This is a genomic window from Quadrisphaera sp. RL12-1S (assembly GCF_014270065.1).
GTDB lineage: Bacteria > Actinomycetota > Actinomycetes > Actinomycetales > Quadrisphaeraceae > Quadrisphaera.
Map to the genome: position 1 here is coordinate 80,148 of NZ_JACNME010000007.1, position 14,065 is coordinate 94,212.

11 protein-coding genes are annotated in these 14,065 nt (G+C 77.9%); 4 read left to right on the top strand and 7 right to left on the bottom strand.

Annotated features, from left to right (window positions below; all coding sequences use genetic code 11):
• Positions 1-35 precede the first annotated feature (35 nt).
• Positions 36-1,481 carry an adenosylhomocysteinase gene (ahcY, locus tag H7K62_RS14230; protein ID WP_370591782.1) on the bottom strand — a complete coding sequence of 482 codons (1,446 nt, stop codon included), beginning with the start codon at positions 1,479-1,481 and terminating at the stop codon, positions 36-38.
• Positions 1,482-1,728: 247 nt separating this feature from the next.
• Here ahcY and H7K62_RS24025 point away from each other — a divergent pair, with 247 nt between their 5' ends.
• Complete coding sequence (locus tag H7K62_RS24025; protein ID WP_186719391.1) at positions 1,729-3,324, top strand: methyl-accepting chemotaxis protein; 1,596 nt, start codon at positions 1,729-1,731, stop codon at positions 3,322-3,324.
• A 37-nt stretch (positions 3,325-3,361) separates the two neighbouring features.
• On the opposite strand, the gene H7K62_RS14240 is transcribed toward H7K62_RS24025, so the two are convergent.
• Genes H7K62_RS14240 through H7K62_RS14250 form a run of 3 tightly spaced genes read right to left on the bottom strand, consistent with a single transcriptional unit; the run spans position 3,362 to position 6,183 of the window.
• Positions 3,362-4,489 carry an SIS domain-containing protein gene (locus tag H7K62_RS14240; protein WP_186719393.1) on the bottom strand — a complete coding sequence of 376 codons (1,128 nt, stop codon included), beginning with the start codon at positions 4,487-4,489 and terminating at the stop codon, positions 3,362-3,364.
• 51 nt (positions 4,490-4,540) lie between these two features.
• Entirely contained in the window at positions 4,541-4,750 is a 210-nt protein-coding gene (locus H7K62_RS14245) for a Trm112 family protein (RefSeq protein WP_186719394.1), read from the bottom strand.
• Entirely contained in the window at positions 4,750-6,183 is a 1,434-nt protein-coding gene (locus H7K62_RS14250) for a phosphomannomutase/phosphoglucomutase (protein ID WP_370591783.1), read from the bottom strand. The genes H7K62_RS14245 and H7K62_RS14250 overlap by 1 nt, the downstream gene beginning before the upstream one ends.
• A 170-nt stretch (positions 6,184-6,353) precedes the next feature.
• On the opposite strand from H7K62_RS14250, the gene H7K62_RS14255 reads away from it, so the two are divergent.
• The gene (locus H7K62_RS14255; RefSeq protein WP_186719395.1) at positions 6,354-6,674 is read left to right on the top strand and encodes a hypothetical protein; all 321 of its coding nucleotides are present in this window, start codon (positions 6,354-6,356) and stop codon (positions 6,672-6,674) included.
• A 106-nt stretch (positions 6,675-6,780) separates the two neighbouring features.
• Here H7K62_RS14255 and H7K62_RS14260 read toward each other — a convergent pair whose 3' ends face one another.
• Positions 6,781-7,188: a DUF3499 domain-containing protein gene (locus H7K62_RS14260; protein WP_222437619.1), complete on the bottom strand. Its 408-nt coding sequence runs from the start codon at positions 7,186-7,188 to the stop codon at positions 6,781-6,783.
• Between the two features lie 80 nt (positions 7,189-7,268).
• On the opposite strand from H7K62_RS14260, the gene H7K62_RS14265 reads away from it, so the two are divergent.
• On the top strand, positions 7,269-7,706 hold the full coding sequence (locus H7K62_RS14265; protein ID WP_370591784.1) for a metallopeptidase family protein: 438 nt from the start codon (positions 7,269-7,271) through the stop codon (positions 7,704-7,706).
• The gene (locus tag H7K62_RS14270; protein WP_186719402.1) at positions 7,706-8,626 is read left to right on the top strand and encodes a cytochrome c oxidase assembly protein; all 921 of its coding nucleotides are present in this window, start codon (positions 7,706-7,708) and stop codon (positions 8,624-8,626) included. Before H7K62_RS14265 ends, H7K62_RS14270 begins: the two co-directional genes overlap by 1 nt.
• Here the strand turns inward: H7K62_RS14270 and H7K62_RS14275 are convergent.
• The gene (locus H7K62_RS14275) at positions 8,613-10,379 is read right to left on the bottom strand and encodes a DUF5719 family protein (RefSeq protein WP_186719404.1); all 1,767 of its coding nucleotides are present in this window, start codon (positions 10,377-10,379) and stop codon (positions 8,613-8,615) included. The genes H7K62_RS14270 and H7K62_RS14275 overlap by 14 nt on opposite strands.
• Positions 10,376-14,014 carry a glycosyltransferase gene (locus H7K62_RS14280; protein WP_186719406.1) on the bottom strand — a complete coding sequence of 1,213 codons (3,639 nt, stop codon included), beginning with the start codon at positions 14,012-14,014 and terminating at the stop codon, positions 10,376-10,378. Before H7K62_RS14280 ends, H7K62_RS14275 begins: the two co-directional genes overlap by 4 nt.
• Positions 14,015-14,065: the final 51 nt, after the last annotated feature.

Genomic DNA, 14,065 nt, shown 5'->3' on the forward strand with positions numbered 1-14,065 from the left:
GCCCGCCGGGACGCGTCAGCTGGTCGAGCAGCCGCTCAGTACTTGTAGTGGTCCGGCTTGTACGGGCCGGCCACGTCCACGCCGAGGTACTCGGCCTGCGCCTTGGTCAGCTCGGTGAGCTTGGCGCCGAGCGCCTCGAGGTGCAGGCGCGCGACCTCCTCGTCCAGGTGCTTGGGCAGCAGGTGGACGGCGGTGGAGTACTCCTCGGGCTTGGTGAACAGCTCGATCTGGGCGATCGTCTGGTCCGAGAAGGAGTTCGACATGACGAACGAGGGGTGCCCGGTCGCGTTGCCGAGGTTCAGCAGGCGCCCCTCCGACAGCACGATGACCGAGTGGCCGTCGGGGAAGACCCACTCGTGGACCTGCGGCTTGATCTCCTGGCGCGTGACGCCCGGGATCCGCGCGAGGCCCGCCATGTCGATCTCGTTGTCGAAGTGGCCGACGTTGCCGACCACGGCCTTGTCGCGCAGCTTGGACAGGTGCTCGGCCGTCACCACGTCCTTGCAGCCGGTGGCCGTGATGACGAAGTGCGCCTCGTCGAGCACATCCTCCAGGCGCACCACCTGGTAGCCGTCCATCGCGGCCTGCAGCGCGCAGATCGGGTCGGCCTCGGTGACGAGCACGCGGGCGCCCTGGCCGCGCAGCGACTCCGCGGAGCCCTTGCCGACGTCGCCGTAGCCGCAGACCACGGCCGTCTTGCCGCCGATGAGGACGTCGGTGGCGCGGTTGATGCCGTCCACCAGCGAGTGGCGCACCCCGTAGGTGTTGTCGAACTTGCTCTTGGTGACGGCGTCGTTGACGTTCATCGCCGGGAAGAGCAGGGTGCCCGCGCGCTGCATCTCGTAGAGGCGGTGCACGCCGGTGGTGGTCTCCTCGGTGACGCCGCGGATGCCGGGCGCCATGCGCGTGAAGCGCGAGCCGTCGGAGGCGACGGAGCGGCGCAGCACCTCGAGGATGACGCGGTACTCCTCGTTGTCGTCGTCCGTGGGCTGCGGCACGGCGCCGGCCGCCTCGAACTCGACGCCCTTGTGGACGAGGAGGGTGGCGTCTCCGCCGTCGTCGAGGATCATGTTGGGGCCGTCGTGCCCCTCCCAGCGGAAGATCTCGTCGGTGCACTCCCAGTACTCCGCGAGGGTCTCGCCCTTCCAGGCGAACACCGGCACGCCCTTCGGGTCGGCGGGGGTGCCGCCGTGCTCGGGGAGGCCGACGACGACGGCCGCCGCGGCGGCGTCGTCCGTGGAGAAGATGTTGCAGCTGGCCCAGCGGACCTCGGCGCCGATCGCCACCAGGGTCTCGATGAGCACGGCCGTCTGCACGGTCATGTGGATGGATCCGGCGATGCGCGCCCCGGCCAGCGGCTTCGAGGCGGAGTAGCGCTCGCGCAGGGCCATGAGGCCCGGCATCTCGTGCTCGGCGAGGCGGATCTGGTGGCGGCCGGCCTCGGCCAGGGAGAGGTCGCGGACGCGGTGCTGCACAGTCACAGGGGTCTCCAGAGGGTCGGGTGAGCGACGGTGGCCGCAGCACCTGGGGGCGGCGGCCGTGTCGATGACCTGCCGGCGCGGCCCCTCTGGGCCTCGGTCAGCACCGACGCCGGACCACTCCATGCTACGCCCGAGATCGCGGACGCGCCGAGGGTCCGACGCTCAAGGGGGCCGCAGCGGGTGCCGATCTCCGCGGTGAGGTCCACTGCCGGGCCTCTCGCAGCGACGCACGCCACCAGGGGGTCCCGTGACGACCGCTCCTCCCGCCCGCCGCCTCTCCGACGCGCCGCTGGCCGTCAAGCTCGGCGCGTCCCTCGCCGTGCTCGGCCTGGTCAGCACCGGCCTGACGATCCTCGCCGTGGACCGGCTGCACGCGCTCGAGCGGGGCCAGCAGCACCTGTACTCCGAGACCGTCGTGCCGATGAGCCGCCTCAACGACCTGCAGCGCGCCTACCAGGGCGACCGGGCCAGGTACGCCTCCTACGGCCTGCTCGACGCGGGCCGCCGCAAGGACCTCACCGCGGAGCTGGCCGAGCGCAGGACGAAGCTCGACTCCACGCTGAGCGCCTACCAGGAGGTCGCGGACGACCCGGCGAGCGCGAAGAAGCTCGGCGACGACCTCGCCGCCTACTACGCCGTCGCCACCGGACAGCTGGTCCCCGCGGCCGACGCCGGCAGGCTCGCGGACGTCGGCACCGTGGTCACGGGCCCGCTGCAGGACGCCGTGGACGTGGTGATGGACGACATCCAGGCGGAGGCCGACGGCACCCGGGACCGCGCCGCCGCCGTGAACGCCCAGGGCGCCGCGACGGCCGCGCGCGCCGAGCTGGTCATGTGGCTCGCGCTCGTGCTCGGCGTGCTCACCGCCGGGGCGGTCGCCCTCGTCGTGGTCCGGCGGGTGCTCCGCACCGTGAGGGCCGTGCGCGCCTCGGTGGAGGCGCTGGCCTCCGGTGACCTCACCGCCGCGCCGGCCGTGACCAGCCGCGACGAGCTGGGGGCGACCGCCGAGGCGCTGGGACGGGCCATGACCTCGCTGCGCACCGTCATGGGGTCCGTGGTCAGCTCGGCGGACGCCGTGGCCGCGGCGTCCGCCGAGCTCTCGACGACGACGACGCGGGTCGGCGCCTCGGCCGACGAGACGAGCGTCCAGTCCGGCGTGGTCAGCGGCGCCGCCACCGAGGTGGCCGGCAGCGTGCAGACCGTGGCGGCCGGTGCGGAGGAGATGGGCGCGGCCATCCGGGAGATCGCCAGGTCCACGTCCGAGGCGACGCAGGTGGCCTCGACGGCCGTGCGCGCCGCGAGCGCCGCGAACGACACGGTGCTGCGCCTGGGCGCCTCGAGCCGGGAGATCGGCGACGTCGTCAAGGTCATCACCTCCATCGCCGAGCAGACCAACCTGCTGGCCCTCAACGCGACCATCGAGGCCGCCCGCGCCGGAGAGGCCGGCAAGGGCTTCGCGGTGGTGGCCACGGAGGTCAAGGAGCTCGCGCAGGGCACGGCCCGGGCCACGGAGGACATCGTGCGGCGGGTGGAGGCCATCCAGCAGGACTCCTCCGGCGCCGCCGAGGCGATCGCCGGGATCGCCGGCGTCATCGAGCGGATCTCCGGCTACCAGACCGCCATCGCCTCGGCGGTCGAGGAGCAGACCGCCACCACCCAGGAGATGTCCCGGGCCGTGGCGGAGGCCGCCGGCGGCACCGACCAGATCGCCGCCAACATCGCCGGGGTCACCCGCGCGGCGTCCGCGACCAGCTCGGCGCTGGCGCACACGGGCACGGCCGTGGAGGAGCTCGCCCGGAGGGCGTCCGACCTGCGCACCGACGTGGCCGTCTTCCGCTTCTGACAGCCCTCCCCCGTGCGGCCGCGGCCTGCGCGGCGCCCTACCGCAGGGCGTCGCGCAGGTCGGCCACGTGCGGGCTGGAGCCGGGGTCGGTGCCCGACCCCAGCGCCAGGTAGGTGGCGGCGAAGTCCGTGCGGGCGATGAGCAGCCCGAGCCGCTGGAGCGGCGTCTCCCCCTGCACCGACACCTGGGAGACGCGCACCCCGGCGCGCTCGGCGATGGCGACGACGGCGGAGCTGGCGGGCGCCTCCATCTCGCGCAGCAGCATGAGCCGCAGCTTGGGGCCGCCCGGGCCGTCGAGGAACGGGTCCGCGAAGACGTCGTCAGCGGTGGTGGCGAACGGGCCGCCGAAGGTGGCGACCACGTCGCCGGCGTCGTCGGGGAGGGTCCCGGCCAGCGCCGGGACGCGCGCGGAGCGGGCGAGCACGGTGGCGGCGCGGCGCGCGGCCACGGCGGACACGGGCCCGTCGCCGAGCACCACCGGCACCGAGCCGTCCAGCTCGACCGCGAGGGTCTTGGCGGGGTTGACGAAGGTGTCCGAGGACGGGCGGTCCTCGCGGGCCTCCTCGTCGAGGACGTCGGCGAGGGCCGCGAGCTCGGACGGGCCGGCGGCCAGGAGCCCCAGCCGGTCGAAGGCCAGCAGCACCGGCGTCAGCAGCGACCACAGCGCCGTGCGCGTGGTGGGCACCGCGACGGCGTCGCGCCCCGGTGAGGGGGTCTCCACGTGCAGGCCGCGCACCTGCTGGCTGACGCGGGCGAGCGCCGAGCCCTCGCGGGAGACGGTGAGCACGCGCGCCCCTCGTCGTCCTGCCTCGGCGACCACGGGGATCGCCGGGCTCTGGGACCCGGACAGCGAGACGGACACCACCATGTCCAGCGGGCCCACCCATCCGGGCAGCACGTCACCGGTGCGGGAGATCACCGGCACCGGTGACGCGGCTCCGGCGAGGGCGGTGACGGCGTCCGCCACCACCTCCGAGCCGCCGCGGGCCGCCACGAGGACGGCGCGCGGTCGGTCGGAGGGGTCGAGCCGCGCGATGCCCGACTCGAGGGCGTGGTCGGTGGCGCGGCGCACCTGCGCGCCGGCGCCGGCCAGGGCACGGAGCACGCCGAGCGGATCTCCGGCCTCGAGGCCGGCGGGGTCGTCGAGGAGGGCTTCGTCGATCATCGCGGGCTCCCGGGGGAAGGTGCGGGTCTGGTCAGGGCGCGCTGGGCGCGGTCAGCTCAGGGGCACGGCGTCGTCGGCCAAGAGCACCGGCACGCCGTCGATGACCGGGTAGGCCACGCGGTGCCCCGCGTCGGTGCACGCCAGCCCCTCGACCTCGTCGGCGAGCGCGACGTCGCGCAGCTCGGCCCCGTCGACCGGGCAGCGCAGGAGCGAGCGGACCCACGCCTCGCGCCACGGCTCGCCACCGGCGGTCGCGGCCATCAGGCGACCCCGCCGCGGACCTGGGCCAGCACCTCGTCGCGCACGCGCTCCATGGTGGCGGTGTCCGCGCCCTCGGCGTTGAGGCGCAGCAGCGGCTCGGTGTTGGAGGGGCGCAGGTTGAACCACCACATCGGGCTCTCCCCCTCGGGCGAGGAGATGGTCAGGCCGTCCATGGTGTCGACGACGCCGCCGCGGGCCTCCCAGGTCGCGCGCACGGCCGCCGTGGTCCCGGCCACGTCGGTGACGGTGGAGTTGACCTCGCCGCTGGCGGTGTACGGGTCGTAGTCGGCGACCAGCGCCGACAGCGCGCCGGGCTGCTCGCCGAGGGCGGCGAGCACGTGCATCGCGGCGAGCATGCCGGTGTCGGCGCCCCAGAAGTCCGTGAAGTAGAAGTGCGCGGAGTGCTCCCCGCCGAAGACGGCTCCGGTGCGGGCCATCTCGGCCTTGATGAAGGAGTGGCCGACGCGGGTGCGCACCGGGACGCCACCGGCGGCGGTGATCTGCTCCGGCACGGCGCGCGAGCAGATGAGGTTGTGGAGCACGGTGGCGCCCGGGTGCTTGGCCAGCTCGCGCAGGGCGACCATCGCGGTGACGGCGGACGGGCTCACCGGCTCGCCGCGCTCGTCGACCACGAAGACGCGGTCGGCGTCGCCGTCGAAGGCGAGGCCGATGTCGGCGCCGTGCTCCACGACGGCCCGCTGCAGGTCGACGAGGTTGGCGGGCTCGAGCGGGTTCGCCTCGTGGTTCGGGAAGGTGCCGTCCAGCTCGAAGTACATCGGGACGACGTCGAGCGGGAGCGCGGGCAGCCCGGCCTCCGTGCCGAGCACGGCGGGGGCGGTCAGGCCCGCCATGCCGTTGCCGGCGTCGACGACCACCTTCAGCGGGCGGGAGCCCGACAGGTCCACCAGGGAGCGCAGGTGCGCGGCGTACTCGGCGAGCAGCGCGCGGTCGCTGCGGGAGCCGGGGGCTGCCGCGGGCGGCAGCTCCCCGGAGTCGAGGTACTGCTGGGCCAGCGTCCGCACGTCGTCCAGGCCGGTGCCGGTGCCGACGGGCTTGGCGCCGGCGAAGCACATCTTGATGCCGTTGTAGGCGGCCGGGTTGTGGCTGGCGGTGAACATCGCCCCGGGGGCGTCGAGGTGGCCCGAGGCGAAGTACAGGCCGTCGGTGGAGCACAGGCCGATGACGAGCACGTCGCCGCCGCGGTCGGTGACGCCGCGCGCGAAGGCGTCGACGAGGAGCGGGCTGGTCGGGCGCATGTCGTGCCCGATGACGAGGGTCCCACCGGGGCGGCCGGCGCGACCGGCGACTCCGAGGACGTCGGCGGCGGCAGCTCCGAGGGCGTGGGCCACCGTCTCGTCGAGCTGCTCGGGGGCGAGGCCCCGGACGTCGTACGCCTTGACGATGGTGGCCAGGTCGATCCGCTGGGTCGGCACGACCAGGAAGCGTAGCCACGACCCCGCCCCACTCGTCAGGTCGACCGCACCCGGGTGGGCCCACCGAACCCCTCAGGGAGCAGTCCGCTGAGCCGATGGGATGACTGCCGCAGCGCGAGCACCCGCGCTGACCAGCGGCGCACCCTGGCACTTCCCCGCCGAGGAGGACCGTGGTCCACACCACCACCACCCTGCCGTCCACCCCGACCATCGCCGCCGCGGGCGGCAGCCCGGCGGGACCGGCCGGTGCTCCGCGCCGCCGTCGCCGCGCAGGCGCCACCGCCGCGCCGCTGGGGTCGCTGCTGCAGGCCACGTCCGCACGCCCCGCGTGCCCGGCGTGCGGCGCCGACCAGCTCACGGTGCTCTCGATGACGCTGACCGACGGCACCGCCGTCCGCTTCAGCTCCTGCCGCGGCTGCGAGCACCGCCAGTGGGACGCGCAGGACACCACGCTGACCATCACCGAGGTGCTGGAGCGCAGCCGGGGCTGACGCGTTCGTCAGTCCCGCAGCCCCGCAGCGCCCCACGGCCCCGCAGCGCTGAGCCCCGTCGAGCACGCGCTCGACGGGGCTCAGCCGCGTCAGGGGGTCCCGAGGATCAGTCCCGCAGCACCCGCAGGTGCCCGCGGCGGCCCGGGCCGCTCCCGGCGGGGGTGCCGACCGCGACAGGCTCGCGCGCCGGCACCGGCTCGGGGGCCGGGCGGGCGGCCTCGCGGACCGCGTCCGCGAGCGCCAGCAGGTCGTCGTGGCTCTGCCGGTGCTCGTACGCCTCCGGCTGGAGCCGGACGACCTCCCACCCGCGGGGAGCGGTGAGCCGCTCGGCGTGGGCCGAGCACAGGTCGTAGCAGTGGGGCTCCGCGGACAGCGCGAGCGGCCCCAGCACGGCCGTGGAGTCGGCGTACACGTACGTGAGGGTGGCGATCGCGGGAGCTCCGCACCCTGTCCTGCTGCACCGTCGCGACGCCATGTCCAGACGGTACTCCTGCCCGCTCCCCCGGACGGGCATTCGCCGCGACTCGCCGTGTTCGGGTCGTCACGATCCCGGGCGCGTCGCCGCACCCCGGGGTCTCTGTCTAGGGTCGGGTGGTGCCCAGCGCCCGCGGAGTCCGACGCCGCCGCCGCGACCGCCACGGCCGCGGGCTGCGCGGTCCCCTCATGCCGCCGGAGCTGCCCGGCACCCGCACCCGCGCCGAGCGCTTCGACGACGTCGTCCTGGACGCGGTCGAGCGCCTGGAGCGCCGGTGGGCCGAGCCGATGGCCGCCATCGAGTTCGCGGTGGAGGACGTGCCACCCGGTGACTCCGCCGCCTGGGAGCGCCCCGAGGTGGCGCTGGGCCGGTTCTTCCCGGCCACCCGCACGCAGCGGGCGCGGATCGTGCTGTACCGCCGTCCGCTGGAGACGCGCGGCACGGACGAGGCCGACCTCGCCGCCCTCGTCCACGAGGTGGTGGTGGAGCAGGTGGCCGCCGCCACGGGCATGACCCCGGAGCAGGTCGACCCCCGCTACCGCCCCGACGACGACTGATGCTCGCGCCGCTGACGCCCGCCACCGCCGCGGCGACGTGGACGCTCGACCCGGCGGCCGTGGCCCTGGCGCTGCTGCTGGCGGCCGGGCAGCTGTGGCTGGTGCGCCGCGCGCGGCGCCGGGGCCACCGCTGGCCGTGGTGGCGCACCGCGGTGGGCGCCGTGGCGGGCCCGGGGGCGCTGGTGCTGGCCAGCTGCTCGTTCCTCGCCGTCTACCGCGCGGTGGCGTTCTGGCCGGGGGCGCTGGCCAGCGCGGTGCTGCTCGTCGTCGTCCCCGCGGGGCTGGCGCTGGGCGACCCGCTGAGGCTGCTGCGCCTGGCGGGCGTGCCCCGGACCGCCCCGGACGACGACGCGGGCCGCGTGCCGCGGGGGCGGCTGCGGCGCCTGCTGGGCGGGGCGCTGGCCGTGCCCGTGGTGGGCGCGCTGGCGGGTGTGGCGCTGCAGCTGGCCCTGTTCCTGAGCCCCTGGTGGGCGGCGACGCTGCGCTCCGGGGCCGTCCGCTCCGTCACGGGACTGGCCCTGGTGGCGGTGGGGACGCTGTTCGCCGTGCCGGTGTTCGGGGCTGACGAGGGCGCCGCCGGTGAGACCGCCGGCGCCGCGGGGCTGCGGGTGCTGCTCGCCTTCGTCGACGCGCTGGTCGACGCGGTGCCGGGCCTCGTGGTGGGCGTGAGCGGCGCGGCGGTCGCCGGGGGGTGGTACGCCGCCCACCGGTCGCCCGGAGCGATGCCGGCCGACCAGGACCAGCTGCTCGGCGGCACGCTCCTGGTGGTGGTGGCCGAGGTGGTGGCGGCGCCGCTGCTGCTGCACGCCTGCCGACGCTGGGCCCGTGCCGACGCGGCGCAGGCGGCCCGGGAGGACGCCCTGCTCGACGTCCTCGAGCGCGGCGACGCCGCCCAGCGGCCGCCGCTCAGGGACCGCTGAGCGTCACCGCCACCGACGACGGCGCGGCCGCGCCGCCGCCCACGGGCGCCGCCGAGACGAGGTCTCCCCCACCGCCGGCCGGCGCGGGGACGCGCGCGGTGAGCGCGGCGACCACCTGACCGGCGCCGTCGGCGTCCCGCCCTGACGTCTGACCTGACGTCTGCCCGGACGGCTGGGCGGGTGCGACCGGCGTGAGGAGCAGCGCCACGGGGCTGCCCTGGGCGCCGGCGGTGCGGGCGAGGTCGTCGACGTCGGCGGCCGTGGTGGTGGACGCCGGCAGCTCCACCCGCCGCGCCGCGCTGGCGCGCCCGTCGGCACCGACCACCGCGACGTCCACCTGCGAGGCGCCGCGCGAGCTCAGCACGAGGCGGACGTCGGGGGTGGTCAGGCTGCCCTGGCGGCCCTGCCGCGCCGCGGGGGGCAGCGCCACGAGGGTGGGCCCGGACAGCGGCGGGGTGGCCGCGGTCCAGGCGAGGTCACCGGGCTGGGTCCCGTCCCCGGTGGGCGCGGTGTCGGTGCGGACACCGGCGAGCACGGGCCCGTCCGCCTGCACCGAGAGCGCCACGCCCCCCGAGGGCAGCCCCGGCAGCGGCACGTCGACCACCGACTGCGGTGGCACGGCCGTGGCGGGAGCGGTCCCCGCGGGGACGCTCGCGCCCGAGGCGCCGACCACGGCGAAGCGCGCGACCACCGGGTCGGTGCCCGGGTTGGCCAGGCGCAGCACGGCCGGCTGCGAGCCGGTGGCCGCGATGCCGGGGACCACCAGGGAGGTGGCGGGCGCGGCGGCCGGCCCGACCACCTCGGTGCCCCCGGGCACCAGGCCGTGGAGCACGGACTCGACGAGCCAGGAGGCCACCGGGCCGGCGGAGGAGCGGACCTGCACGGCCAGCGGGGCGCCCGAGGTGCTCGCGGCGCCGCCCGCGGACGCGCTGTCGACCACGCTCTCGAGCACCCCCTCGAGCAGCACGGACCGCTGCTCACCGGGTCCCAGCGACAGCCCCTGCAGGGCGCTCGGCTGCTGCGCACCGGTCGCCGTCAGCACGGTGACGTCGACGGTGGTGGGGGTCTGCGCCGCGTCGGCGAGCACCAGCCGGGTGGACCGCCCGACCCCGGTGCCGCCGCCCACGAGCCAGGTCTGCTCCTGCGGCGCCGCGCAGGCGGGCGTGGACAGGCCGCGCAGGTCCCCGGAGGTGGTGACGGACGTCGCGGCGCCGGCGAGCAGCGGTGCGCGACCGTCCACGGGGCCCGCCGCCAGCGACGTCGCGGCGCCGGCCGACGCGGCGGAGGGGTCCGCCTCGACGCGCTGCAGGTCGCCCAGGGCCTTCGCCGTGGACGCGCCCGGGGCCGACGACGAGGCCGACGCAGAGGAGGAGGACGACGCGGAGGACGACGCCGCGCTGGTGGGGGTGGAGGCGTCCGCCGCTGCGCTGGGGCGCTGCAGCAGCGTCGTGCCGGTCAGCGCGGGAGCGCCGCTGGCCAGCACCAGGCCCGTGGCGCTGCTCGCGGCGCTCGTGGTGCTCGGGGTGCTGCCGCGGCGGACACCGCCCTCGGCGCCGGTGACGGGCACGGGGGCACCGGGGCACACCAGCTGCGCCCCGGAGGCGGGCACGGGCACCTCCACGGCCGCGTTCCGCTGACCGCCGCCCGGGGCGGCGCTGGGCGCCGCCACGGCGCCCAGCGCCAGCCCCCCGGCCACCAGCGCCGCGGCACCCAGTCCGCTGAGCGCGGCGGCGACGCGTCCGGCGCGGCTCACCGCCGGCTCCGTCCGCGGACGGGCACCGGCACGGCCACCATGGCGGTGAGCAGCAGCACCACGCCCTGCAGCCAGTCCCAGACGAGGGTGGCCGGTGCTGCGCGGGTGATGACGAGGTGGCCACCGGTGGGGGGCACCTCCACGCCGAGCGCCCAGCCGTCCACCGTCACGACGGGGAGGCGGCGCCCGTCCAGGTGGGCGGTCCAGCCGCTGTCGGAGCGCTCGGCGACGACGGCGGTGCGGTCGTCCGCACCGTCCCCGTCCGAGGAGCCGGAGGGGGGCACCTGCGCGTCGACGTCCAGCCCGTCGGAGGCCAGGGCCGCCAGCACCGTGCCGTCGGAGGCCAGGAGTCGCGCGCGGGCCGGGCGGTCCGCGGCGGTGTCGCCGCCCCCGCTGGCCGGCAGCACGCGGTAGAGGACCCCCGCGCCGGTGCTGCCGGCGCGCGAGAGCCCGGCCACCGCGTCGAGCCGGGCGGTGGCCCGCTCGGGCACCGCCGGCGCGGCGTCGCCCTGCGCCGGCGCAACGGCGCCCTGCGCCTGCCCCTGCGCCTGCGTCCCGGAGGCGGAGGGTTCGAGGAGCACGTAGCCGACGCCGAGGTCGGCCAGAGCGGGGCGGGGGTCGGCCGAGCCGGCCACCAGCAGGGCCGTCGCGGAGCGCAGCGCCCCGTCAGCGGCGGCACCGGTCGCGGTGGCGCTCGCCCCGGCCACGGGACTGCCCGCGGCGGCGAGCCCGGAGACCACCGAGGTGCTCGCCAGCGTCAGCGGACCGCGGCGCAGGAGGGCGCGGACGCCGCCGTCGTCGTCGACCCGCAGGTGCAGGGTGCTCACGGCGTCCGGTGAGCGCGCGGCGTCGAGGGCCACGGCGGGCACCTGGTCGGTGGGGCGGCCGGCGACTAGCCCGGGGTGGCCCGACTGCTGCAGCGCCCAGGCGCCGAGCAGACCCGTCGGACCGACCAGCGCGACCGCGGCGACGAGCGCGGCCCACCGGGCACCGCGCCCCGGCCGCGGGGCGGTGCTGTCGACCTCGTCGCCGAGACCGGCGTCCTCGGTGCCCAGGGCGCCTTCGGTGGGGTCCTCGACGGCGTCGTCGTCCAGGTCCTGTCCCGCAGGCGGCGTCCGCAGCACGCGGGGGGCGCGAGCGAGGGCGGCGGTCCCCAGGCCCAGCAGCACCAGGCTCGTGGCGGGCCCGGCCCAGCCCCCGGCGGACGCGGCCGTCACCGCGGCGACGAGCCCGGCGCCAGCGGCCCACCACCCGGTGCGCGCCGCCCGGGCCCGGGGTCCGCGGGCAGCAGCGCCGAGCAGGGCCAGCACCACCAGCACCGCCCCGGGCAGCGCGGCCAGCGCGGTGACCAGCGCGGTGGCCAGGGGCGCACCGCCTGTGAGGGCGGCCAGGGCGGACCCGGCCGCCGGGTCGCCCAGGACGGCGCCCGGGTCGGCGAGCAGCAGCTGCACCGGGGGCACCGCCGGAGCGGCCAGCGGCAGCCCCGGCCCGAGGAGCAGCGCGCGCGGGTCGGCGAGGGCGGGGGCGAGCAGCGGCCCCGTGACGGCCAGCGGGGCGAGCACCGCCCAGAGCACCGCTCCCGGCCAGCGCCGCGCCGTGACGGCCACCACCGCCACCACCAGCAGCAGCGGCAGCAGGAGCAGCGGCGCCCCGGCCACGGCCAGCGCCCCCGCCAGTCCCGCGAGGGCACCGGCGGCCATGGCCGGGCGGCGGGCGGGCGCGGTGGCGGCGCGCGCCAGGCCCAGGGCCGCCCAGGGCAGCGCGAGGTGGGCGAGCAGCGCCCCCGCGCGCCCGGTGCCCGAGGCGGCCAGCAGCGGTGCGGCACCGGCCCAGGTCAGGGCGGCGGTGGCCCGCAGCAGGCGGGAGCGGGTGGCAGCGCCGGCGGCGCACCAGCCGCCGAGGCCGGCCAGCGGCAGGGCGAGGAGCAGCAGGGCCACCACGGCCAGGTGGGGGGAGCCGCCTGCGAGCAGGCCCAGCAGCGCCAGCGCGGACAGCCAGGGGTCGGCGGGGGCGGCCACCCCCAGGCCCGTCGGCTGCCAGTCGGAGCGGGCGGCGGACCACAGGTCGCCCAGCCCCGGGGCGGCGGCGAGGGCGCCGCCGGTCACCTGCGCGCCGGGTGCCAGAGCGCCCAGCAGCGGGTGCAGCGCCACCGCGCCCACCACGAGGAGCGCCGCGAGCAGCGGAAGCAGCACACCGAGACCGCGGCGCGGGGCGAGGGCGTCGGCGTCGGTCGCGGCGCCGGCTCCGGCGGGCTCCGCTCCCAGCGGATCGGTCCGGGACCCCTGCGCGTCAGCGGCCTCGCGCGGCGCGGGCACCTCCGGGAGGCGGACCACCGGCACACCGGACGGCGGGGTGGTGGCAGCGGCGAGGGCACGGGCCGCCACCACCGGCAGCACCCCGGTGGCAGGGGCGATGCCGGTGCGCGCCCACCGGTCGCGGTGCCAGCGCACCACCTCCCGGCGCGGGACGAGCAGCGGTTTCAGGGAGCTGCGCGGGCGCACCGCGGTGCGGGCGGCGGCGCGGCGGGCGGTGAGCACCCGGTCGGGGCGGGCCAGGGCGGCGAGGACGGCGGTGAGCTCCCCGCCGGCGCTGTCGGGCTGCTTGGCCGCCACGCGCACGAGGAGGCGGGCGAGACCGCCGAGCAGCACGGCCAGGGCCACCAGCGGCAGAGCGGCGGGTGCTGCCGCCACGAGGCGGGCGTGCGCCTCGTGGCGGCGCTCGGTCCAGCGGACGGCGCGGGCGGCGCGGGTGTCGCGCATCCCCGACCGCGTCGCGTCGACGTGGCGCACCACGGCGCTGGGGACGACGACGACGCGCGAGCCGGCGAGCCGGGCGCGGCGGCACAGGTCGAGGTCCTCGCCGAGCACGGGCAGGGCGGGGTCGCCGCCGAGGCGCTCCAGCAGGTCCCGGCGCACGAGCATGCCGGCGGTGGAGACCGCGAGGACGTCGTCGCGGTGGTCGCGCTGGCCCTGGTCGCGGTCGCCGTGCTCCACGCCGGTCAGGCGCCGCCCCAGGGCGGAGGTGCTGAAGCCGACCTGGTGGAGCAGGCCCTCGTCGTGCCAGTCGACCACCTTGCAGCCGGCGACCCCCACCGAGGGCGCCACCTCCACCGCGGCGAGCAGCTGCTCGAGCGCGTCGGGGGCGGGGGCGCAGTCGTCGTGGAGGAGCCACACCCAGCGCAGCGGCGCGGGCACCGAGGTGTGCTGGCGCGCAAGGGGCGGGGAGGCCGGGCCGGCGGTGAGCGCGGTGGCGTCGGTGGCGGCCAGCGCCGCGCGCGCGGCGTCCAGCAGGCCGGCGCGGCGCCGCAGGGGCAGCACGCCGACAGCAGGGGCACCGCCGAGGACCCGCGAGCGGCGGGCGTGCGCCGCCAGCAGGGCGGCGCTGCCGTCCGCGGAGGCGGCGTCGAGCAGCACCACGCGGTCCGGGGTGCGCGTCTGGGCGTCCAGGGCGTCCAGCGCGGTGGGCAGCCAGCGCTCGCCGTCGCAGGCGAGCACCACCGCGTCGACGTGCGCGACCAGGGCGTCCGCACCGCGCTCGCGGCCCGGGAGCCGCAGGCTCCCGGTGCGTCCGGGGTGCCCGGGGCGCTCGGGGTGCTCCCCGGCGCCCGGCTCACCGCTGGCGGTGGCGCCGCGCACCGCCGCACCCCGGCGGGCGTGCCGGGGCTGCGGCGACAGTGGCGCCGAGGA

Coding starts and splice junctions, on each gene's coding strand:
- H7K62_RS14270 (WP_186719402.1), top strand. CDS start 7,706: ATGCTCGCGCCGCTGACGCCCGCCACCGCCGCGGCGACGTGGACGCTC.
- H7K62_RS14240 (WP_186719393.1), bottom strand. CDS start 4,489: ATGATCGACGAAGCCCTCCTCGACGACCCCGCCGGCCTCGAGGCCGGA.
- H7K62_RS14260 (WP_222437619.1), bottom strand. CDS start 7,188: ATGCCCGTCCGGGGGAGCGGGCAGGAGTACCGTCTGGACATGGCGTCG.
- H7K62_RS14245 (WP_186719394.1), bottom strand. CDS start 4,750: ATGGCCGCGACCGCCGGTGGCGAGCCGTGGCGCGAGGCGTGGGTCCGC.